Source organism: Bradyrhizobium sp. CCGUVB14, from assembly GCF_024199935.1.
GTDB lineage: Bacteria > Pseudomonadota > Alphaproteobacteria > Rhizobiales > Xanthobacteraceae > Bradyrhizobium.
The window spans coordinates 7,560,371-7,582,856 of record NZ_JANADS010000001.1 but is presented as its reverse complement, the minus strand read 5'-3'; the positions used below and the strand labels follow the sequence as shown (position 1 = coordinate 7,582,856).

General features: G+C 64.9%; 18 protein-coding genes. 12 read left to right on the top strand and 6 right to left on the bottom strand.

What is annotated here, in order from left to right; all coding sequences use genetic code 11:
* Positions 1 to 74 precede the first annotated feature (74 nt).
* The 3 genes from NLM32_RS35395 (at position 75) to NLM32_RS35385 (ending at position 6,805) form a co-directional block, all read left to right on the top strand.
* A complete protein-coding gene (locus tag NLM32_RS35395; RefSeq protein ID WP_254133329.1) occupies positions 75 to 2,504 on the top strand; it encodes an EAL domain-containing protein in 2,430 nt (809 codons plus the stop codon).
* Positions 2,505 to 2,769: 265 nt separating this feature from the next.
* Positions 2,770 to 4,062 carry an MFS transporter gene (locus tag NLM32_RS35390; RefSeq protein ID WP_254135499.1) on the top strand — a complete coding sequence of 431 codons (1,293 nt, stop codon included), beginning with the start codon at positions 2,770 to 2,772 and terminating at the stop codon, positions 4,060 to 4,062.
* Between the two features lie 157 nt (positions 4,063 to 4,219).
* Positions 4,220 to 6,805, top strand: coding sequence for an EAL domain-containing protein (locus NLM32_RS35385; protein WP_254133328.1), 2,586 nt, complete (start codon positions 4,220 to 4,222; stop codon positions 6,803 to 6,805).
* Positions 6,806 to 6,886: 81 nt separating this feature from the next.
* Here the strand turns inward: NLM32_RS35385 and NLM32_RS35380 are convergent, their stop codons facing one another.
* On the bottom strand, positions 6,887 to 7,336 hold the full coding sequence (locus tag NLM32_RS35380; RefSeq protein ID WP_254135498.1) for an ester cyclase: 450 nt from the start codon (positions 7,334 to 7,336) through the stop codon (positions 6,887 to 6,889).
* Between the two features lie 179 nt (positions 7,337 to 7,515).
* On the opposite strand from NLM32_RS35380, the gene NLM32_RS35375 reads away from it, so the two are divergent.
* A complete protein-coding gene (locus tag NLM32_RS35375; protein ID WP_254133327.1) occupies positions 7,516 to 8,730 on the top strand; it encodes an ABC transporter substrate-binding protein in 1,215 nt (404 codons plus the stop codon).
* A 54-nt stretch (positions 8,731 to 8,784) separates the two neighbouring features.
* Here the strand turns inward: NLM32_RS35375 and NLM32_RS35370 are convergent, their stop codons facing one another.
* On the bottom strand, positions 8,785 to 10,458 hold the full coding sequence (locus NLM32_RS35370; protein ID WP_254133326.1) for a serine hydrolase: 1,674 nt from the start codon (positions 10,456 to 10,458) through the stop codon (positions 8,785 to 8,787).
* A 178-nt stretch (positions 10,459 to 10,636) separates the two neighbouring features.
* Between NLM32_RS35370 and NLM32_RS35365 the strand changes: the two genes are divergently transcribed.
* A complete protein-coding gene (locus NLM32_RS35365; protein WP_254133325.1) occupies positions 10,637 to 11,332 on the top strand; it encodes an alpha/beta fold hydrolase in 696 nt (231 codons plus the stop codon).
* 59 nt (positions 11,333 to 11,391) lie between these two features.
* Here the strand turns inward: NLM32_RS35365 and NLM32_RS35360 are convergent, their stop codons facing one another.
* The gene (locus NLM32_RS35360) at positions 11,392 to 12,015 is read right to left on the bottom strand and encodes a TetR/AcrR family transcriptional regulator (protein WP_254133324.1); all 624 of its coding nucleotides are present in this window, start codon (positions 12,013 to 12,015) and stop codon (positions 11,392 to 11,394) included.
* A gap of 132 nt (positions 12,016 to 12,147) precedes the next feature.
* On the opposite strand from NLM32_RS35360, the gene NLM32_RS35355 reads away from it, so the two are divergent.
* The 4 genes from NLM32_RS35355 (at position 12,148) to NLM32_RS35340 (ending at position 18,936) form a co-directional block, all read left to right on the top strand.
* Positions 12,148 to 13,377, top strand: a complete 1,230-nt coding sequence (locus NLM32_RS35355; RefSeq protein WP_254133323.1) for a cytochrome P450 — start codon at positions 12,148 to 12,150, stop codon at positions 13,375 to 13,377.
* Positions 13,378 to 13,687: 310 nt separating this feature from the next.
* A complete protein-coding gene (locus NLM32_RS35350; RefSeq protein WP_254133322.1) occupies positions 13,688 to 17,320 on the top strand; it encodes an AsmA family protein in 3,633 nt (1,210 codons plus the stop codon).
* Positions 17,321 to 17,540: 220 nt separating this feature from the next.
* Complete coding sequence (locus NLM32_RS35345; protein WP_254133321.1) at positions 17,541 to 18,665, top strand: DUF2336 domain-containing protein; 1,125 nt, start codon at positions 17,541 to 17,543, stop codon at positions 18,663 to 18,665.
* A gap of 25 nt (positions 18,666 to 18,690) precedes the next feature.
* Positions 18,691 to 18,936 (top strand): hypothetical protein, encoded by a 246-nt coding sequence (locus NLM32_RS35340; protein ID WP_254133320.1) that lies wholly within the window; start codon positions 18,691 to 18,693, stop codon positions 18,934 to 18,936.
* Positions 18,937 to 19,122: 186 nt separating this feature from the next.
* Here NLM32_RS35340 and NLM32_RS35335 read toward each other — a convergent pair whose 3' ends face one another.
* Positions 19,123 to 19,485 (bottom strand): hypothetical protein, encoded by a 363-nt coding sequence (locus NLM32_RS35335; protein WP_254133319.1) that lies wholly within the window; start codon positions 19,483 to 19,485, stop codon positions 19,123 to 19,125.
* A gap of 123 nt (positions 19,486 to 19,608) precedes the next feature.
* Positions 19,609 to 20,346, bottom strand: a complete 738-nt coding sequence (locus NLM32_RS35330) for a 3-oxoacyl-ACP reductase family protein (RefSeq protein ID WP_254133318.1) — start codon at positions 20,344 to 20,346, stop codon at positions 19,609 to 19,611.
* 98 nt (positions 20,347 to 20,444) lie between these two features.
* On the opposite strand from NLM32_RS35330, the gene NLM32_RS35325 reads away from it, so the two are divergent.
* Both NLM32_RS35325 and NLM32_RS35320 read left to right on the top strand, forming a co-directional pair.
* Positions 20,445 to 21,038 carry a TetR/AcrR family transcriptional regulator gene (locus NLM32_RS35325; protein ID WP_254133317.1) on the top strand — a complete coding sequence of 198 codons (594 nt, stop codon included), beginning with the start codon at positions 20,445 to 20,447 and terminating at the stop codon, positions 21,036 to 21,038.
* Between the two features lie 118 nt (positions 21,039 to 21,156).
* Positions 21,157 to 21,525 (top strand): cupin domain-containing protein, encoded by a 369-nt coding sequence (locus NLM32_RS35320; RefSeq protein WP_254133316.1) that lies wholly within the window; start codon positions 21,157 to 21,159, stop codon positions 21,523 to 21,525.
* Positions 21,526 to 21,567: 42 nt separating this feature from the next.
* On the opposite strand, the gene NLM32_RS35315 is transcribed toward NLM32_RS35320, so the two are convergent.
* Positions 21,568 to 22,065, bottom strand: coding sequence for a GNAT family N-acetyltransferase (locus NLM32_RS35315; RefSeq protein WP_254135497.1), 498 nt, complete (start codon positions 22,063 to 22,065; stop codon positions 21,568 to 21,570).
* 122 nt (positions 22,066 to 22,187) lie between these two features.
* Here NLM32_RS35315 and NLM32_RS35310 point away from each other — a divergent pair, with 122 nt between their 5' ends.
* Entirely contained in the window at positions 22,188 to 22,454 is a 267-nt protein-coding gene (locus NLM32_RS35310) for a hypothetical protein (protein WP_254135496.1), read from the top strand.
* Positions 22,455 to 22,486 lie beyond the last annotated feature (32 nt).

Genomic DNA, 22,486 nt, shown 5'->3' with positions numbered 1-22,486 from the left:
TCCTTGTCCGATAGTCGCCACGGTGGCTCAACCCTAAGTTCGGCCGCTGCGCCGAGGGGACGTGCGGAATCAAGATGGGCGATCGCGATCAGAATGATCAGGATCGAAGGCGTGTGACTGGACGGTGGCGCATTGTGCCGCTGCTCGGTCTCCATCGCCCTGCGCTGGTCGCGGCGGCCGTCGGCCTGCTGTTCTCGATCGCGGGCGCCGCGGCGGTGGCGCGATGGGAAGACCGCGTCAACAAGATCGAGTTCGAGAACGCCGCTGAGACGCAGTCCATCGTCATGCAGAACGGCATGAACGAATATATCAGCCGGCTGGTGGCGCTGCGGACCCTGTTCGAATCCTCCAACGAAGGCGTCACCCGCAGCGAGTTCGAGACCTTCAGCGGCAAGCTGTTCGAACGATATCCCGGCTTGTTGCGTATCGGCTGGCTGCCACGGATCACGCGCAAGGAGCGTGCCGAGTACGAAGCCGCAGCCATCGCCGAGGGCGTGTCCAGCTATCGCATCAAGTCGCTCGAAGGCAATGGCTTCGTCACCGCGCCGCAGGGCGAGGAATATTACCCCATCTTCTACTCGACGCAGTCGAAGACATCGCGTGTCTACGGCATCGACTATCTGAGCGTGCCGGACCGCAAGGTGGCGCTCGAACGTGCCCGCGACAACGACCAGATCGCGGCGATCCGCACCGAGCTCTTTGCCACGAATAATGCCGGGCAGTTGCCGAACGTGTTCGTGGTCGTGCCCGTTTACGCCAAGGGCACCTCGCGCGACACCGTCGCCGATCGCCGTCGCAACATCTCGGGCTTCGTCGTCGGCATTTTCGATCTGCCTCTGCTGATGCAGGCCATCCGCGTCAGGACCGGGGCGAGCCCCGCGGTCAGCGTGAACGTGTATCAGCCGTTCAGCGCGCGCATCGTCAGCCTCGAAGGCATGTTGCCCGATTACGCTTCCGCAGCCGCCGCGCCGCAATCGATGCGCGATGTTGCGCGGGGGCGCCATTGGTCGGGTGGTCTCAAGATCGGGGACACCGATTGGCAGGTGCGGGCGGTTCCGACCGCCGGCGGCTCGCTGGAGACGACGTATGACCGCGCGGGCGCCGTGCTGATCGTCGGCATGCTGCTGACGCTGTCGCTGTCGACCTATCTGATGCTCGCCAGCCGCAACTCGCGGCGGCTGTCGTTGGCCAATCGTCGTGTGCTCGAGCTTGCGCAGACCGACGTCCTGACCGGATTGCCGAACCGCGCCTTCTTCCTCGCCCGGCTCGACGAGCTCAACGGCCAGCTGAAGAACGGCGGTCCGACCTTCTCGATCCTGATGCTCGATCTCGATCGCTTCAAGAACGTCAACGATTCCCTCGGTCACGGCGCCGGCGATGCGCTGCTGCGACTGGTGGCACAGCGGCTGAAATCCGCGGTGCGCGCCACCGACGTGCTGGCGCGGCTCGGCGGCGACGAATTCGCCATCATCCAGGAAGACTGCGAGGACCAGCGCGCCTGCGCGACCGAACTGGCCGCGCGGATCGCCAAGCTCGTTGCCGAGCCGTTTCTGTTGCCCGGTCATCGCGTCGAGATCGGGACCAGCATCGGCATCGCGATCGCGCCGGATCATGGCCGCGACCAGGAGCAGCTGCTGAAGAAGGCCGACCTTGCGCTCTACCGCTCGAAATCGGCGGGCCGGAACTGCTTCACCATCTACGACGAGGCGATGTCGGCCGAGCTCGAGGCGCGCAACACGCTGGAAGGCGATTTGCGCGACGCCATCGCGCGCTGTCAGCTCGAGGTGCACTACCAGCCGTTCATGGATGCCAGCACGGGCGCGCGACGCGGGTTCGAGGCGCTGGTGCGCTGGCGGCATCCGGCCCGCGGCCTGATCCCGCCGGATCAGTTCATCGCGCTCGCCGAGGAGACCGGGCTGATCGTGCCGCTCGGCGAATTCGTGCTGCGTCGCGCCTGCGCGGACGCGGCAAACTGGCCGTCCGATCTGATGGTCGCGGTGAATTTGTCGCCGATCCTGTTCAAGGAAGCCGACCTGTTCGACGTCATCTGCGCGGCCTTGCGGGATTCCGGCCTGTCGCCGCAACGGCTCGAGATCGAGATCACCGAATCCGTCCTGCTCGAGCGCGGCACCGAGAATCATGCGTTCATGGAACGGCTCAAGCATATCGGCATCGAGCTTGCGCTCGACGATTTCGGCACCGGCTATTCCTCGCTGAGCTATCTCACCGCGTTTCCGTTCGACAAGATCAAGATCGATCGGTCGTTCGTCCGCAACCTCACGCATCAGCCGCGCTCTTCCGCCATCATCTCCTCGATCGTGACGTTGGCGCGCGGGCTCGACATGTCGGTCACCGCCGAGGGCGTCGAGACCGCCGATGAGTTCGAACGCCTGAGGGCGCTCGGCGTCAACTTTGCGCAAGGCTATCTGTTCGGCCGCCCGCTGCCGGTCGACCAGATCGAGCTCGAGACGCCCGCCCAGCCTTCGCAGCGCGACGCCGCCTGAGCGCGCGCCTCGTCCTTCGAGACGACCGCTTCGCGGTCTCCTCAGGATGAGGCCAAGCGGAACCTGCGCCCGTCAACACTGCAGCCGCGCACTCAGTCCTCATCCTGAGGAGCCCGCCGAAGGCGGGTGTCTCGAAGGATGGGCTGCAGGCAATCCGCTCTCAAACGCAATTGCGTCGGCGCCCCAGGCGTCACGCGCGAAAATCGCTTGACCCAGGCAGTCCCGGATGATCGGTAGTGATCGTCCAGGGATGAAAAAAACAAAAATGCGGCTTCCGTTCTTCTACGGCTGGGTCGTGGTCGCGGTGACCTTCGTCACCATGGCCATCGGGGTCAACGCGCGCACCTCCTTTTCATTGTTCTATCCGCCCATTCTCTCTGAATTCGGCTGGGAGCGCGGCGTCACCGCGGGCGCCTTCTCCTTCGGTTTTGTCGCGTCCGCGGTTGCCAGCCCACTGATCGGCCGGCTGATGGACCGCGCGGGACCTCGCGCCGTGATGGAGCTCGGCGTGCTGTTGATGGCCGGCGGGCTGCTGCTTGCGCCGCTCACCAGCCAGCCCTGGCATCTCTACATGACGCTGGGCGTCATGGTCGGCGCCGGCTCGGTGTGTCTCGGCTATTCCGGCCAATCGTTGTTTTTGCCGAACTGGTTCATCCGCAAGCGTGGCTTCGCCATCGGCATTGCCTTTGCCGGCGTCGGCATCGGTTCGGTGACGCTGTTGCCATGGGTGCAGCATTTGATCGAGCAGACCGGCTGGCGCACCGCCTGCACCGCGATGGGCCTGATGATCCTGATCGTGCTGGCGCCGATCAATCTGCTCCTGCGCAAGCGCCCCGAAGACATCGGCCTCCAGCCCGACGGCGATGCGGCGCCGGCCGCGGGCGGTGCAAAGCCGGTCTCCAACATCGTCGATCCGGCCTGGGCTGCCACTGACTGGACGCTGCGACGCGCGGTTGCGACCGCTCGTTTCTGGTGGATCGCGCTTGGCTATTTCTGCGGCCTGTACATCTGGTACGCCGTGCAAGTGCACCAGACCAAGTTCCTGCTCGACATCGGCTTCAGCCCGAGCGTTGCAGTCTGGGCGCTCGGCGCCGTCAGCCTGCTCGGCATTCCCGGCCAGATTTTCCTCGGCCATATCTCCGACCGGATCGGGCGGGAATGGGTGTGGGCCATCAGCTGCGCCGGCTTTGCGATCTGCTTCGCGGCGCTGATGGCGCTGAAGTTCCAACCCTCGTTCTGGCTGGTCTGGCTGATGGTGTTCACGCAAGGCGCGCTCGGTTACGGCCTCACCTCGATCATGGGCGCGGTGGTGTTCGAGATTTTCCAGGGCCGGCACCAGGGCAGCATTTTCGGCATGATCATGCTCGCGGCGCTGGCGGGCGGCGCGGCCGGTCCCTGGGTGACAGGCTTGCTCTATGACCGCGTCGGCGACTACACGCTCGCCTTTGCCATCGCCATCGTCGTCAGCCTCCTGTCGGCGCTGTCGATCTGGCAGGCCGCGCCGCGCAGGGTGCGGGCCGTGGCCGGGCGCCTGCACAAGCTTCAGGCCACAAAATAGGTTCCGTCTGCACCGGATTACCTCCGCTTCTTTCGCGGAATGTTAAGCATGTCGCGGCTTGGCCGGGTGCGAGCCGGTTGCAAAAACGTCTTGGACACCATCGGAGCGCTAGCTTGGGGCCGATTGCCGCATTGTCCTGATGCTGCCGAGCCTAGCGATGTCTGCCTCCGACTATCCCGTGACCGAAATGCCGGACGTGCTGCGCGCGGCGCTCGAATGCGCCGACGACGGCATCGTCATCGTCGATGCTGCGCGTCGCATCACGCATTTCAACGCCGGCGCGGAGCGGATCTGGAAGCTTGCGCGCGCTGACGTGCTCGGCCGCGATGCCGCCATTCTCGCCCTCAAATGCCTCGAGGCCGACCCGGTCGCGGATTTTCGCGACGAGATCAGCCTGATGCGGCGCGACGGCAGCCGGATCAAGGCGACGATCGCGCTGTCGTCGGCGGCGATCGACGGCGCAATCCATCACATCGTGTTCGCGCGCGACGTCACTGCGGACGCCGAGCGCCGCGTCAGGATCGGGCTACTCAATGCCGTCTCCGACCAGACCAATCGCGCGGTCATCATCACCGACGTCGAGCAGAACATCCGCTACGTCAATTCGTCCTTCACGACGCTGTTCGGCTACACCAGCGAGGAAGCCGAGGGACGGCGTGCAGGCGAGCTGATCGCCGGCTGCCATACCAATCGCGCCGCCATTGCGAAGCTCGTCAAGCGGCTGCTCGGCGGCGGCCGGCGCGGCGAGGTCGAGACGCTGGTCTACACCAAGGACGGCGCGGAGATCTGGGTCTCGGCCCGGATCGACGCCTTCCGCGACAAGAAGGGCCGCGTCAAACACATCTTCGCGCTGCTCGAGGACATCACCGAGTCCCGGCAGCTGCGCTCGCTGCAACAGCTCATCATGAGCGCGCTCGCCGACGAGGTGCCGATCAGCGAGATTGCCGACCGGCTGTGCCGCCGTGTCGAACAGATCGCGCCCGATGTGGTCTGCTCGCTGCTCCATGTCGATTCCGCCGGACTGATCCATCCGCTCGGTGGCCCGAGCCTGCCCGAGGATTATTCCCGCGCGTTGGACGGCATCGCGATCGGTCCCAATGTCGGCTCCTGCGGCACCGCCGCGTTCTATGGCGAGCCGGTGCTGGCCGACAATCTCGACACCGATCCGCGCTGGCAGCCCTACAAGGCCATGCCGCTCGAGATCGGCCTGCGCGCCTGCTGGTCGACGCCGATCAAGGCCAAGGACGGCCGCGTCATCGCGACCTTCGCGTTCTACTTCCGTGAGCCGCGGGCGCCGAGCAACTGGCACCGGCGCATCGTCGACGCCTGCGTCAACCTCGGCGCGTTCGCGATCGAGCGCAAGGAAGCGCGCGCCGAGATCGCGCGGCTTGCCTATCATGACATCCTCACCGGCCTGCCCAATCGCGCGCAATTGCGGCACTTGATCACCACTGCGATCGACGCCTGCCCGACCGGCGGTCATGTCGCGCTTGCCTTCCTCGACGTCGACCATTTCAAGGACGTCAACGACACGCTCGGCCACGCCGCCGGCGATGAGCTCTTGATCCGGCTGGCGCAGCGCCTGCGTGAGCAGATCGGGCCAGAAGACATGCTGGGCCGGCTCGGCGGCGACGAATTCGTCGTTCTGCTGCCGAACCGTAACGCCGAGAGCGCCGAGCGCGTCGCGGCCGGAATCACCGAAGCGCTGGCCTCGCCCTTGCGGCTCGGCTCGAAGCTGATGCCGATGTCGGCCAGCATCGGCATCAGCCTTTATCCCGACCATGCCACCGACATCGACACGCTGATGCAGCAGGCCGATGCCGCCATGTACATGGCCAAGCAGGCGGGCCGGTCGACCCACCGCATGTTCAGTGCCGATATGAACGGATTGGCCGAGCAGCGGCTGGCGATGATCGCAGCACTCCGCCGTGCCATTGCCGACAATGCGCTGAGCCTCAGCTATCAGCCGCAGATCCGCAGTGGCGACGGCGCCATCCACGGTGTCGAGGCGCTGGCGCGCTGGCACGATGCCGCGCTCGGCGACGTCTCGCCGGCGAAGTTCATTCCGCTCGCCGAAGAGTGCGGCCTGATCGAGCAGATCGGCCTGTGGTCGGTGCGCGAGGCTTGCCGGCAGATGGCGAGCTGGCGTCGCGCCGGGCTCAACATTCCGTCTGTCTCGGTGAATCTGTCGCCGATCAATTTCCGCAACGTCACGCTGGCCGCGCGGCTCGAGGACATCCTCGCTGAATACAAGCTGCCGCCGGATGCCCTGATGCTGGAGATCACCGAAGGCACCTTCATGCAGGATGGCGCCACCGCGCTGGAGACGATGCACGCGATCCGCGCGCTCGGCATCGGCCTGTCCGTGGATGATTTCGGCACCGGCTATTCGAGCCTGAGCCGGCTCGCCCATCTGCCGATCCGCGAGCTCAAGATCGACCGCAGTTTCATGCGCGACATCGAGAAGGATGCGGGCGCGCTTGCGATCGCCACCGCGGTCGTGCGCGTCGGCCAGGGCCTCGGTATGACTGTTGTCGCGGAAGGCGTCGAGACCGAAGGCCAGCGCAAGATGCTGGCCGAGCTCGGCTGCGATGTCGTGCAGGGCTTCCTCTATGCCCCCGCGCTCGCTCCGGTCGCGTTCGAGCGCTGGCTGATCGAGCGTTGCGCGGAGCAGGCGAAGGCGATGCTCGGCCGGCTCGACGTCAAGCCGACAGGCACGGCCGCGGTGAAGCGGTCGGCGTAGCACGCGCACCCCGAAGCCGGACCGGCGACCGCCAGGTCGCCGGCTTCTTCGTCGAGGTGTGCGCACAGGGCAACTTGCGATTCACGCAGCGCGGATGAGACCGAGCTGCTGCAAGGCCGTAACCCCGTCATCAAGACCGATTTCCTCGAGGATCTTTCCGTCCTTGAGTTTCAACACGGTCGTGCCGGTGAACTTCATCTTGCGGCCGGTATTGGCCGGCAGCGATCCCGCCAGGAAATCACTGAACGCCTGCCCGGTATGCGTTCCGCCGCCCTCCCATCGGCCGACGACGTAGTCGCCTTCCGCGATCAGATCCGCAGCGCCCCAGAAGTTGAGATCGGGGAACGCTTTCCTGAAGTCCGTCATGAAGGCCTTGATGTCCTCACGGCCACGCCGCGGCTCGTGGAGTGAATACTGCAGAAGCATGTCCGGCGCAGCGAGTTCATCGACAATTCCGAGGTCGCAGGTCTTGCCCCAGAAATTCGTGAACCACTGGCCAACGATGACTTTGTTGTCTTCTTCAATCGACACGATCGCTTCTCCTGTTGTGTGCTGTGGTGTCCGCCATGAGTAGCTATGCCGATGGCACCGCTCCCGGCCCACCCGATTCCCGACGACAGGTCGCGACTTAAAGATCGACATTCCAAAAACCCAAGACCATTATCTCCGCTGACGTCGCGGCAAACAGCGACGCAGCAGGGAGAAACTCTATGCGTTATTGCATCGCGGTGGCGGCTGTCGCCACCTTCGGCATTTTTTCGACTGCGGCCTCCTGGGCCGCAGACAAGCAGTACGATCCCGGCGCCAGCGACACTGAAATCAAGATCGGACAGACGATGCCCTATAGCGGGCCCGCGTCCGCCTATGGCACGCAGGGCAGGGCTGAGGCCGCCTACTGGAAGATGATCAACAGCCAGGGCGGCATCAACGGCCGCAAGATCACGTTCCTCAGCATGGACGACGGCTACAGCCCGCCGAAGACGGTGGAGCAGACGCGCAAGCTGGTGGAGCAGGACGAGATTCTCGCCAATTTCGGATCGCTGGGCACGCCGACAAATTCCGCCATCCAGAAATACTTGAACGGCAAGCGGATTCCGCACCTGCTGATCTCGACCGGCGCTTCGAAGTGGAACGACGCGAAGAGCTTCCCCTGGACGACGCCGTTCTATCCGCCCTATGCGCAGGAAGCCAAGATCTACGCCAAGTACATCCTCAAGGAGCTTCCCAACGCCAAGATCGGCGTGATCTATCAGAACGACGATTTCGGCAAGGACTACCTGAAGGGCTTCAAGGAAGGACTCGGCGAGAAGGCCGATCTCATCGTGAAGGAGCTCAGCTACGAGGTGACCGATCCCACCATCGATTCCCAGATCGTCAATCTGAAGAGCGCCGGTGCCGATGTCCTGATGACAATCACGACGCCGAAATTCGGCGCGCAGGCGATCCGCAAGGTGACCGATCTCGGCTGGAAGCCGACGCACTTCATCGTGTCGGTCGCGAGCTCGATCGGCGGCGTGCTCGAGCCGGCCGGGCTTGAAGCCTCCACCGGCCTGATCACGGCGCTCGCCACCAAGGTCGTCGGCGATCCCGCCTGGGATTCCGATCAGGGCGTGCAGGATTATCTGGCGTTCATGAAGCAGTGGTATCCGGAAGGAAATCCGATCGATGGCAGCAACCAGATCGGTTACACCTCCGCGCAGTTCACGGCCATCATCCTGAAGAACTGCGGCGACGTGCTGACGCGCGAGAACGTGCTGAAGCAGGCCACGAACATCAGCAAGGTCTCGCTGCCGCTGTTCCTTCCCGGCATCACGGTGTCGGTGACGCCGACGGACTATTCGACGTTCGACACGTTCAAGCTTGCGAAGTTCGACGGCAAGACCTGGAAGTTCTTCGGCGAGAACCTCAGCACGGCATCGCGCTGACGGCAGGAGCGCAACTCAAGGGGCGCAGCAAGGTTGCTGCGTCCTTTGGGACTTTCAGCGATTGGCCGGTTCGGCCGTCGTACCCTGCTGGCGCTCGCCCTTCAGGACCTGTCCGTGCTGCTTCAGGGTCAGTGCCACGATCTTGTCTCCGGCATCGCGCGCAAAATCGATCTCTGCGCCGACCTGCTCCGCGACGAAGATGTCCTGCTCGACCGGCGCGAGCTTGACCGGCCGCTGGTTGGTCCCCTGCACATTGAGCCCCCCGTCCGCGACGAAGATGCGCAGTCCGAAGTTCGGCGTCAGTGGATAGAGCCCGATATAGTCCTGGAGTTGCGTGTCGGTCGGCATCCACTTGCGCGTCGCCGCCGGAGGCGGATCGATGCGCTTGGCCTCGACGGCGCCCCCGCCCTGAAACCAGGTGAAGCCATAGGTTCCGTCCGCCTTGCGCCTGGGCCGCAACACCGCGTCGAATTTGCGCGGATAGAAATCGCCGGCGCTGTCATAGCCCATCTCGAACTCGTTCTGGCCGTCGGCCTGGATGGTCAGGCCGCTGTCCTTGTGCCGCAGTTCGATGCCAAGGCCGCCCTGCAGGCGATACTTGCCGACCAACGCGTCGATCAGCTTGGCATCGGCGTCCATCGCGATGTGCGGCGCGCCGGTCGATCGTGAGGTATCCAGCAGGTGAAATCCCAATTGTCCGAGGCCGCCGAGTGTGACCAGGGACGTATCGCTCAGCAGGACCACGGCGCGCTTCGCGTCACGATTGAACCCTGCGAAGGACGAGTAGCCGCCGGTCGCGCCTTCGTGGAGGGCGATCGTGTGTCCATTCACGACGGACAGAAACCAGTTCATGCCCATGCGGTGCTTGTCGACATCCGTAACCTCTTGCTGAGTCAGTGCGAGCGCCGGCGTGATCGGGCTGTCGCGGGTGCCGAGTTCGCCTTCCATGTAGCGCAACATGTCCGCCAGCGTCGCGCGCACGCCGCCGACGCCGGCCATGTCGGGATGAAAATCCCAAGGCGGTGCAGCCTCGCCGTTGGGGTAATGGCCTTGCGCCAGATGCACCTGCGGCGGGCGCGAGGCCACATAGGTCTCGTTCATGCCGAGCGGACCGAGCAGGCGCTCGCGAAGCAGCGTCTCGTAATCCTTGCCCGCGCGTTTGGCGAGCGCATAGGACAGGACGATCATCGCCGGATTCGAATATTCCCATTTCGAGCCCGGTTCACGCGTCAGCTTGATCGCGGCCAGGGTATCGAGCAGGTCGCGCTCGGTTGCGCCGGCATAGGGATTTTTGGGGTCCGGTGGGTGATAGTCGGGGGGGATCGCCGGCAGGCCCGACGTGTGCGTCACGATCTCGCCGACGGTGATCTCGTGGCCGTTGAATGACGGCACGCTCGTCCCGGGCGGTAAAAGTTTCGCGATGGGGTCGTCGAGCGCGATGTCATGCGTCGCGATCAGCTCGGCGAGCAGGGCCGCGGTCATCGTCTTGGTGACGGAGCCGATTTCGAAGGCCGTGTGTACGTCATAGGGGCGCGCGGATTTGGGATCGGCGCAGAAATAAGCTGTCGCGACGGTGCCGTTGTCGATCACGCCGGCCGCAACACAGGCGCCGGTGCGATCGCCGGTGAAGCGCTGCGACAGCGCGGCCTTCAGATCGCTTTCGCTGACGGCGAACGCGGGCGACGTGCCAAGCACGACCGCCAGAACAAGCCAGAGCCAGGCCTTCATGGTGTCTCGCGCCCTCGATTGGCAAACAGGCTTAATGCTACAGATTGTAACATTACAGGATTTGCGCTTTTGGCGTCAAGCGGCCCACACCGTGATCTGATGCCGTCAATCGTGCTATCGCGAAAGACGTAGCTCTTGCCTCGCCCATACTCCGCTCTTCAATTGCAAAGGAGCGCAAATGCCCGCGAAACCAACGATCGTTTTCTGTCACGGCATCTGGGCCGATGGCTCGTGCTTCAGCAAGGTCATTCCGGCGTTGCAGGCCGACGGGCACGAGGTGATCGCCGTTCAATATGGTCTGGACTCCTATGAAGAGGATTTGGCGACGGTGAAGCGCACGCTCAACCGTGTCGGCAGCCCGGTCCTCCTCGTCGGTCATTCCTATGGCGGCGCCACCATCACGGGGGCGGGCACCGACGAGCGCGTAGTCGGCCTCGTCTACATCGCCGCGGTCGCGCCGGATGCCGGCGAGACCGTGCAGGACCAGCTCGAGAAATTTCCGTCGGATATTTTCTCGCGCGTCGAGGTCGCGGATGGGCGGGCCTGGCTGCTTCCGAACGGCACTGAGTTCTTCTGCGGCGACCTTTCCGCGGCCGACCAGAAGCTGGTGTGGGCGACGCATTATGCGCCCGTCGCCAATCTGTTCCAGCAACAGAAGCTCACGGCCGACAAGGTCGCGTGGAGGTCGAAGCCGAGCTGGTACGTCCTGGCCACCCAAGACCACACCGTGCATCCCGATCTGCAACGCTGGGTCTCCAAACGCATGGGCGCTGCCGTCACCGAGGTGACGAGCAGCCACGTGCCGATGCTCTCCCAGCCCAATGTCGTGATCGACGTGATCCGCAAGGCCGCGGCCGCCGTTCAAAAAGGCTGATCGAACAGGCGATCGATCGCCAGCGTGCAGGAGAGGCCGTTCGCAAGACGGCCTCTCTTTTATGATGAGCCGCTGTCCGACGCCAATCCCGTCCTGCGCCGCAAATCCGTGATTGCGCGCAAGAAGCTGTCGGCGGGCGTCGTCTCCGGATCGATCAGCCGGTGCAGGCGGAAGCCGTCTTCCAGCGCCAGCACCACCGACGCCATCCAGGGCGGGTTCAGCGTCTCGCCTCTGCCATTGTCCTTCAACGTCGCCTCGACGATGTCGGCGATCAGCTTGCGCCGCGCACGCAGGCGTTTCGCCAACTCGGGCCGGCGCTTCTCGGCGCGCGCGACGAACAGGATCATCTCGATATGCAGGAGCGGGGAGCGGGCGAGCGGATCTTGCCGGCCGCGATCCATCGTCTTCAGGGCCGCGATGAAGTCGTCGAGATTTGTGTGCCGCGCAAGGATTTCCATATTGCGCCGGAACGACTGCTCGACGTGATCCTCGAGCATGGCGAAGATCAATTCGTCCTTGCTCTTGAAATTCGAATAGAACGCGCCGCGGGTGAAGCCGGCCTCGGCCGCGATCGCCTCGATGCTGGCGCCGCCGATGCCGTCTCGTTCGAACACGCGGGCTGCCGCCTCGAACAGCTTGTCGCGCGTGTCGTCCCTGGTCGGCCTGGTTCTCACCCTTGACATCGGTCCAGTTTAGGGCAGAATGCAACTCGATACAACAATGTATCGAGTTGATAATTCACAGGGATGATTACGCGGAGGCTTTCGGGGCAGCCTCGCGTATCGTGTCATGCGGCAACCGATGTCGAGGTCACCTTGAACGAGCAAGTGCAACCCGCTGGCGATCCGCTGTTCAATCCTCTGGCGCCGGACTTCATCCGCAATCCCTATCCGCATTACGATCGGCTGCGCACCATCGATCCGATCCACGAGACGGCGTTCGGCCAGTTCGTCACCAGCCGCCATGCCGATGTCAGCCTCGTGATGCGCGACAAGCGCTTCGGCAAGGACTTTGTCGAGCGCACGACGCGCCGCTATGGCCCCGCGATCATGAACGAGCCGGTGTTTCGCAGCATGAGCTACTGGATGCTGCAGGCCGATCCGCCCGACCACACCCGTTTGCGCGGGCTCGTCGTGAAGGCCTTCACCGCGCGGCGCGTCGAGGACATGCGGCCGCGTATTCAGGAGATCGTCGACCAGACCATTGATGCGGTGATCGACCGCGGCCACATGGACCTGATCGAGGATTTCGCCTTTCGCCTGCCTGTCACCATCATCTGCGACATGCTCGGTATCCCCGAAGAGCATCGCGAGGTCTTCTACAAGAGTTCGCGCGAGGGTGGGCGGCTGCTCGATCCGGTGCCGATGACGCCCGAGGAGATCGCGAAGGGCAACGCCGCCAACATGATGGCGCAGATGTACTTCCAGCAGCTGTTCGAGCTGCGCCGGCGCAGTCCCGCCGACGATCTCACGACCCAGCTGGTGCAGGCCGAAGAAGACGGCAACAAGCTCACCAATGAGGAGCTGACGGCCAACATCATCCTGCTGTTCGGCGCCGGCCACGAGACCACCGTCAATCTGATCGGCAACGGCCTGTTGGCGCTCCATCGCAATCCGGACCAGCTCGCGCTCTTGAAGGCGCGGCCGGACCTGATCACCAACGCGATCGAGGAGTTTCTGCGCTACGATTCGTCGGTCCAGATGACCGGCCGCGTCACGCTGGAGGAGATCGACGATCTCGGCGGCAAGCGGATCCCCAAGGGCGAGACCGTGCTCTGCCTGCTCGGCTCGGCCAATCACGATCCGGCGGTCTATCCTGATCATCCGGACCGGCTGGACATCACCCGGCCGAACGTCCGGCCGCTGTCGTTCGGCGGCGGCATCCATTTCTGCCTGGGGGCCCAATTGGCGCGCATCGAGGCCGAGATCGCCATCGCGACGCTGTTGCGCCGGCTGCCGGATCTGCGAATCGACGACGTCGAAAACCCGGTATGGCGTCCGACTTTCGTACTAAGGGGCCTCAAGCAATTGCCGGCGAGCTGGTGAGACGGGCGCTGGTCTTGTGAGCGCTCTTCCTCATCCTGAGGAGCCCGCAAAGCGGGCGTCTCGAAGGATGAAAGGCCGCCCGGCATCCGAGCGGCGGCAGCCGGGCCTCGCCCTTCGAGACGGCCGCGTTCCGCGGCCTCTCAGGGTGAGGGTCTCACGCGCGTTAACCTCCGTGCGCAACAGTCGCTGTGACTTCGCCACACTTCCCTTTATATAAGGGGCAGTTCCGGCGCGCCTGAAGCTTGGTTGTAGGCTTGGGTTTGAAAGGCTTGGGTTTGACCCGGGTGCCGGCTTGGCCGAGGGGAGACCCGTGCAGACGACGCTGCTCGGATTGGCAATTGCCTTTATCTTAGCGCTGCTGGCCGCGCTGGTCGGGCCCTATTTCGTCGACTGGAACCAGTTCAGACCCCAGTTTGAGGCGGAGGCGAGCCAGATCATCGGCGTGCCGGTGCGCGTGGCGGGTGAGCTCGATGCGCGGCTGCTGCCGGCGCCGACGCTGCGGCTGCGCTCGGTCACCTTCGGCGGCAATAACGATCTCGGCCGGCTGCGTGCCGACAAGCTCGATGTCGAGTTCAGCCTGAGCTCCCTGATGCGCGGCGAATGGCGCGCCACCGAGCTTTCGGTCGGTGGCATGGCGGTCGATCTCGGCCTCGACACCAGGGGTAGGGTCGATTTGCCGTCCACGGCGAGCGGCACCTTCAATCTGGCTTCGCTCGCCATCGAACGCCTGAACCTCACCGGCCGCATCGCGTTTCATGACGCCGCCAGCCGCTCGACGCTGGAGCTCAACGACATCGTCTTCTCCGGCGACGTCCGCTCGCTCGCGGGCTCGGTGCGCGGCGACGGCAATTTCACCGCCGCAGGCGTGCGCTATCCGTTCCGCGTCTCCTCCGGTCCGAGCCCCGACGGCACCGCCACCCGTCTTCACCTCAACATCGATCCCGGCGAGCGCGCCATTCTCGCCGATCTCGAAGGCGTCCTTGCCTTCGACAACCGCCAGCCGAAATTCGACGGCGCGCTGACGCTGGCCGTGCCGCCGGCGAAGAAGCCGGGCGAGGCGGGGCCGATGCCCTGGAAGCTCACCGCAAAACTCAAGGCCGATCCGGCCGGTGCCAAATTCGACCAGGTCGACGCGAGCTTTGGCCCGGAAGACACCGCCCTGAAGCTCGGCGGCGTCGGCGATCTCAGGTTTGGTGCCTCGCCGTTGCTGCGCGCGGTGCTGTCGGCGCGGCAGGTCGATGCCGACAAGCTCGCCGGCCGCGATGATGCCGAGCCGCTGCGCATCCTGCCGGCGCTGCGTGCGGGTCTTGCCGCGATCCCGCAGGCGCCGATCCCGGCGCAGATCGAGTTCAACTCCGACCAGATCATGCTGGGCGGCCGTCCGCTCCAGAACATCACGACCGAGCTGCAGACCGACGGCCGGTCCTGGACCTTCCAGCGGCTCGAGCTGCGTGCCCCCGGCATGACGCAGCTCTCGCTCAACGGCGCCACGCCGGGTGCCGACAGCTTCAGCGGCCGCCTCAGCGTCGAGTCCTCCGATCCCGATACGCTGGTGGCCTGGCTCCTGGGCCGCAGCGAGGTCAACCGCCGCAGCACGCGGCCGTTGCGCGTTGCCGGCGACGTGACGATCGCGGCCAACCATCTCGCCATCGACAAAATGAAGGCCGACATCGAAGGCGGCGCCGTCGAGGGCCGCATTGCCTTCGTGCAGACCGGCGCCAGCAAAGGCTCGCGGATCGATGCCGAGCTCAAGGCCGACCGTCTCGATCTCGACACCGCCGCGAGTTTTGTCCGCGCGCTGGCTGGACCACAGGGCGAATGGCCGGAGGAGGTAAAGCTCTCGCTCGACGTCGGCCGCGCGATCTCGGCCGGACAGGAGTTGCGGCCGTTCGCGGCAAGGCTCGGCTACGGTCCGACCTCGCTGTCGCTGGAGCAGTTGCGCTTCGGCCAGGCCAGCGGCGTGACCACGGAGGCGAGCGGCAGTTTCGATCGCACCAGGGCCACCGGCAAGCTCGCGCTGAAATCCTCGGCCAACTCGCTCGGCGACCTCACGGCGCTGCTGGAACCGATCGCGCCGGCGCTGCGCGCACGCTTCGATGCGATCGCGCCGCTGCCGGGCGCAACACGCCTGAAGCTCGACCTCAGCCTCGACAAGAATGCCGAACACGCCGATCGCAGCGACGCGCGCGTCGTGTTCGACCTCGATGCGCCGCAGCTCAAGGCCACCGCGACGCTCGCCGCGCAGCCGCTGGTGGCCGCGGTCAACGGCATCGATATCGAAAAAATGCGCGACAGCGACTTCACGCTGGAGTCGAAACTGTCATCGCCGCAGGCCGCTTCGCTGACGGCGCTGCTCGGCCTCGATCGCATCGTCGCTGCAGGCGAGGGCGCCTCGCAGATCGCAGGCAAGCTGAGTGGCGCGTGGCGCCGGCCGTTGCAATTGAACGCCAAGCTCAGCGGCGGCGGGCTGGATGCGGACGCGCAAGGCAGCGTCGAATTGTCGACGCCGGAGCCGAAGGCCAGCGTCAATCTGCGCGTCCGCAACGCCAATCTGGCGCCGCTGTTCGGGACCAGCCCGGCCGACAAATCGGCGCAGAATGTCAGTCTTTCCTCCCGCGTCGGACTATCCGGCAATCGTCTGACCCTCGACGATCTCGACAGCACCGCTTTCGGCTCGCACCTGCGCGGCCGACTCGCCATGACGCTCGATCAGGAGAAGCGCATTGATGGCGAATTCGGGCTCGACACGCTCGATCTGATGCCCGCGCTCGCGCTTGCCGTCGGCGCGGCCGGGCGTGACAGCGGCGAGGCGCTGAGCGCAGGTCTCGTCGGCGGCTGGCGCGGCCGGATCGCGTTCCAGGCATTGCGCGGCGGCCTGCCGGGCGGGATCGAGATGCGCCCGTTCAGCGGCACGATCAAGGGCGACGGTCAGTCGCTTGCGCTCGATGCGCTCAAGGGCGGCGTCGGTGGCGGCGAGATGACCGCAAGCCTCGATGCGCGCAACGGCCCCAGCGGTCTGGCGCTGAACGCGCATCTCGACCTCACTAATGTCGATGCGGCCTCGCTGCGCTATCGCGATCTGGCTTTGACGAAGGGGCGCGCCTCGGTGCAGATGACGCTGACGAGCCAGGGCCGCAGCGTCTCGGCGCTGACCGGCGCGCTCGCCGGCAACGGCACGGTGACGCTGGACGCGGCCGAGATCAGCGGGCTCAATCCGCGCGCCTTCGAGATCGCGATCCGTGCCAGCGACGGCGGGCAGGTCGGCGACGACAACCGATTGCGTCAGCTCGTCGAGCCCGCATTGTCGGCCGCTCCCATTGCGGTGGCGTCGGTGCAGATCGCGTTCACGATCCGCGACGGCCGCCTGCGCGTCGGCGCAACGCCCCTTGAAGCGAAGAACGCGCGCGCGATCGTCTCCGGCGGTTACGACATTCCCGCCGACCAGGCCGACATCCGCGCCAGCCTGACGCCGATCATGACCGGTCTCTCCGGTGCGCCGCCGGAGATCCAGCTGTTTGCGGCAGGCCCACCCGACAAGCTCAGCCGCACCGTCGATCTCACGCCGCTGTCGTCGTGGCTTGCGGTGCGTACGATCGATCGCGAGACGCGAAGGCTGGATGCGATCGAGCGCGGCGAGCCGCCGCCGGCGACCGCCGCGCTGCCGACGTTGGTCTCGCCCGAGCCCGAGCCCGCGCCGTCGCTGACCGACGTGCCGATGCCCGGCCGCGATCCGCGCCGCGCCCCGCCGAAGGCAAAGGTTGAGCCCAAGGTCGCACCGATGCCGAAGGCGCCGCTGGCCGCCCCTGCGGCGCCGAGCCCGCCGCTCGCGAGCCAGCAGGTCGCACCCCTGCCGCCCCCGATCGACGTGCGGCCCGCGCCGGGCCCGCCGCCCGCAAAGCCCCGGCCGAAGCCGCCGCTGGTCCTGACGCCGTCGAATCCCTGAGAAATCGGCCCTCTTCGCCGCTACGGCCGCGCAGGCCCTGCGCGGTCGTAAACACATTCGCTCGCATTTGAATGAATTCTGCCCGGCAAAACTGAACTGCCGATTTTACTGGATTCTCGCGTTTGTTCCCTAGGCTCTGTCCCAGAGGAATCCGGAGTCCTGCTCGCACAAGCAGGATCACCCGCCAAGAACTTGAATACCAAGAACTGGGGTTATCGAGATGAACGGGGCACCATCGCTTCTGCAGGATCTGGACGACGCGATCGCGCGCGGCACCGACGAAAGCCGGGCTAAGGCGTTGTGGCATGCGACCGACCTTTTGATCACCGGTCGCTATGTCGACGACGAGATCAGCATGTTCGGCGAGGTCATCGGCCGGCTTGCCGACGAGATCGAGGTCGAGGCGCGGGCGCAGCTCTCCGAATTGATGGCGGGCTGCGATCATGCACCGCTCAACGTCATCGAGAAGCTCGCTTTGGACGACGAGATCGAGGTCGCTGGTCCCGTGCTGCGCGATTCGAACCGGATCGACGAGAAGGTCCTGGTCGAGAGCGCCATGACCAAGGGCCAGGCCCATCTGCTCGCGATCTCCCAGCGTGATGCGATCGGCGAGGCCGTGACCGACGTGCTCGTCAAGCGTGGTAACCAGGAGGTTGTCACCTCGGTCGCCAGGAACGAGGGCGCGCGCTTCTCCGGCTCGGGCCTGCTGCACATGGTCCGCCGCGCGGAGGGCGACTCGATCCTCGCCGAGCAGCTCGGCCTGCGCAAGGACGTGCCGCGCCACATCTTCCAGCAGCTCATCTCCAAGGCGTCGGAAGACGTCCGCCGCCGGCTCGAGACCGAGCGCCCCGAGATGATGTCGCAGATCCAGAGCTCGGTGACCGAGGTTACCGGCGATCTGCAGTCCAAGTTCGGCCCATCCTCGCGCAGCTATTTCGTCGCCAAGCGCGTGGTGACGACGCAGTACCGGCAGGGCAACCTGAACCAGGTCTCGATCTCGAACTATGCGCGCCAGCATCGCTTCGACGAGGTGCAGATCGGCCTGTCACTGCTGTCGTCGCTGCCGGTCGATGTGATCGAGCGTGCGCTGATGGACCGCAACCGGGAGATGATCCTGGTGCTGTGCAAGGCGCTCGATTTCTCCTGGGACACGACGATGTCGCTGCTGTTCCTCGGCGCCAAGGATCACCTGATCACGGCGCGCGAGCTCCACGACAACGAGCGCGATTTCGGCCGGCTCAAGATCGAGACCTCACGCAGCATTCTGAAATTCTACCAGTCGCGCAAGAACAGCGCCGGCACCGATCCCGCGACGGGTCGTCAGCCCGAGCTCCAGGTTCACTGAACGGGACATCGAGGGAGTATTTGCAATGTTGCCTCAATTCGGTACCGCAGTTCGCAAGAACAAAGGCCTCGCCAAGAACCTCCCCGCCGAGACGGGCGGAGCGGCTCCGGAGAAAGCCACGGTCGACGCCGCATGGCTCGTGCTGGAAGCCGCCAACGATCTCGGCGACCACGCCGCGATCGAAGCCTGCCGCCGTGTCATCGATGCCGAGCTGAACGGCACGGTCGCCGCCAGCGCAGACACCGATCTCGTGCTCGGGTACTTCCGGTAAGGCAGCGCGGCTGCCGCCGTGCAATTTCGCGACCGGGCGATTAGCCGCAGCTATCGTAGGGTGGGCAAAGCGAAGCGTGCCCACGACTTTCTGTCATCGTGCTGGATCCGTGGGCACGGCGCACATGCGCCTTTGCCCACCCTACGATTTCAGACTCGCGGAGGCATGACTGGATCCGTCGTGCGATCAGCCGCAATTCCAGATCGCGCCGATCGGGGTCCGCGTCCAGCACGGACCGAAGCTGCCGCCATTGTAGCGGGAGCCGCCGAAACCGGGCCGGCCGAAATAGTGCCATTCGCCGTCAATGAAGCGGTAGTAGCTCGGCACCGGATCGATGTACCAGGGGCGCTGGTTCTCGCGCGCATAGCGACGGAAGCCGTTTTTCTGCATATAGATCGGCTGGCTGTTGCTCAGCGGCTGGCGATAGCCCGGCAGGAAGCCATAGCCATGCCAGGCTTGCTTGGGCTTTTTTGCGTTGGGCGCAGCAGGCGCAACGGCCGGCAGCAGCGACAGGATGACGGCAACAAACAGACATAAGAGGCGCGACATGGCTCGACCATAGACAGTCGATCGCGGGAACGCCATTCAAATTCGAGTGGGACGTTCTTGTGATTTGCCGAGAAGGAGCGGGAGCGCAGCCGGACCATGGCCCGGCTGCGTCCCCCTTAAAGCTTACGCGTTTGCGCCGCCGTCCACGGTGAGTGTCGAGCCGGTGATGTACTTGGCTTTCTCGCTCGCCAGGAATGCCACAGCGTTGGCGATGTCATCCGGCGCGCCATAGCGGCCGAGTGCCATGAACTGCTTCAGCGTATCCGCGGTCGGGCCGTGGGCCGGGTTCATGTCGGTGTCGATCGAGCCCGGCTGCACCAGATTGACCGTGACGTCCTTGGGGCCGAGCTCGCGCGCCAACGCCTTGTTGAACGCGATCAGTGCCGATTTCGATGCCGCGTAAAGGCCGAGCGCCGGCGACGGCACGCGATCGGCGAAATAGCTGCCGATGGTGATGATGCGACCACCCTTGCCGAGGTGCGGCAGCGCCGCCTTGCTCGCCACGATCGGTGAACGAACGTTGACGTTCAGCAGCGCATCGACGTCGGCGAGCGAGATGTCGTTGAGGCCGCCCAGGCGCAGAATGCCGGCGTTGTTGACCAGGATATCGAGCCCGCCCAAGGCGGCAACGGTCTTGTCGACCGAGGCCTTGACGGCCGCGACATCGGCGCTGTCGGCCTGGATCGCGATCGCCTTCCGCCCCGAGGCCTTGATGGCGTCGACGACCTTTGCGGCGCTATCTGCGGACTTTTCATAAGTGATGGCGACATCGGCGCCTTCCGCGGCGAGCGCCTTTGCTATGGCCGCGCCGATACCCCTGCTTGCGCCCGTCACCAGGGCCCGTTTTCCTGCCAGTGTCATCGTAATCTCCTATTCTGTAATGATCGACACAGAATATCTGGGATCTTGATCGGCCCCGTCAAGTGAATTATGTGTTGATCATTACAGAAAGGGGCGTCATGGCGGGACGGCCACGGGAATTTGATCGCGAGGCGGCACTGGAGGCCGCGATGCTGCTGTTCTGGCGCAAGGGTTTTGCCAGCGCCTCGATGAACGATCTGTGCGAGGCCATGGGCGTCCGCTCGCCGAGCCTCTATGCGGCGTTCGACAGCAAGGAGGCGCTGTATCTGGCCGCTTTCCAGCATTACGCCGCGACCGAGGGCCAGGCGGTCTGGGACAAGCTCGCGGAGGGGGCGACCGCACGCGCCGGCGTCGAGAACTTGCTGATCGCGGCGGCCGACAATCTGCCGAAATCCCGCACAGCCCCCGCCGGCTGCATGGTCGCGCTGGGCGCCGTCAGCGACGAATGGCCGGCCACGATCGCGCGCGAGGTGAGAAAGGTCAGGCTCGAGCTGCTCGACAATCTGCGCGCACGGCTCGAAGCGGCGGTTGCCGGCGGCGAATTGCCCGGTACGACGGACGTGAATGCGTTGAGCCGGTTCTATCTTGGCGTCTTCCAGGGCATGGCCATCCAGGCCAAGGACGGCGCCACGCAGGCGGACCTGCGAGGTGCAGTCAAGGCGGCGATGGCGGCGTGGCCGGTCGAGGGTTAGTCTGTAGGATGGGTAGAGCGCAGCGAAACCCATCGCTGCGGTCGAGCTGGTTGATGTGTGATGGGTTTCGCTGCGCTCTACCCATCCTACGAGCTCAAGCGACGAAAAAGGTGCCTCCTTGGTTGAACATCCCAACGGTCAGACGAACACCCAACAATCCGGCTTCGCCGGCGTCACACGCAAAATTCTCGAACGTCTTCCATTGCCCGGCAATCAGGAGCTCATGGTCGTCGAGGTCACCTATCCGCCCGGCGGCGTCGCTCCGCGTCACCGTCATCCCGTGGCGGGCGCGATCTACATCGTCGAGGGCGTAGCCGAGTCCGCTTATGGCAGCGACGAGCCGCGCGTGTATCGCGCGGGCGAGACGTTGCAGGACCGGGCGGACGCTCTGCATACGCATTTTCGCAATTGCGACCCGGACCGTCCGCTGCGCTTTCTCACGATCTACGTGCTCGAACCCGGGCGCTCCTACACGATGGAGCCGTGAGGCGCGCGCGGTCCAAGTTGGAGGCCGTGGGACGAGCAGCTCTCACGGCCTGATCCGGTAGATCACGACGTCCTCGCCGTGATGCGTCGTGATCTTCTCGAGCAGATAGTTCGTCTTCTCCAGCACGCGCCGCGATGCGCCATGGGCGACGAAGACGAGCCCGATGAGCGATGGCAATTTCAGCCGTGACAGCCCGATGTCCGTCAGCGCGGTCGCGATCTCGCTCGCAAGACCCTGGCCCCAGATATCGCGCTTGAACGTGTAGGCAATCTCGATCTCGTCGATGCCGTCCACGAGAATGTGCCGGATGCCGGCCCGTCCGGTGAAGGCGCCGTCTTTCGTCCGCAGCGCCCACAGCCCGAAGCCATGCTGGTCCCAATGCGCCATGTTGGTCGCGAGATAGGTCTTCGTCACCTCGGCCGATCGTACGCCGCCGAGATAGCGGGAGACGTCGGGATCGAGATGGAGTGCGACGAGGTCGGCGAGGTGGTCCTCGCTGAGCCTCTCGGCGGTCAATCTGTCGGTGCTGAATTGATCCATGACGATCGAGGTGTCGATCGCTCGCGTCGGATAGTCAAGTGGCGGCTTGATCTGAATCAAGCGCTGAGAACGCGGCCGCACCACAACACGCCCCCGGGGCTGGTGACATGTTGATGGGTCCAATGAATCCAACTTGGTACGTCACTTTTGAAATTCGCAAGAGCGGGACTTTGCTGAAGCAACGCAGTCCGCGTGAGACAAGAACGTTCGCGACCGAGGACGAGGCCAAGCAGTTCGCACGCGGGAAGTTCGACGAAGGGCTCGCTGTCTTTGCGGGCACGATCAATCCTCAGCTTCCCAGGCGGCTCATTCTGGCGTCCGACATCCAGGCGTGGCTCTCCGATGACAGGGATAGCACCTCGGCGCCTGGACTTTCGCAAAGGGAGTAAGCACTCGGCCGTGCATAACGATAGCGTTTGAG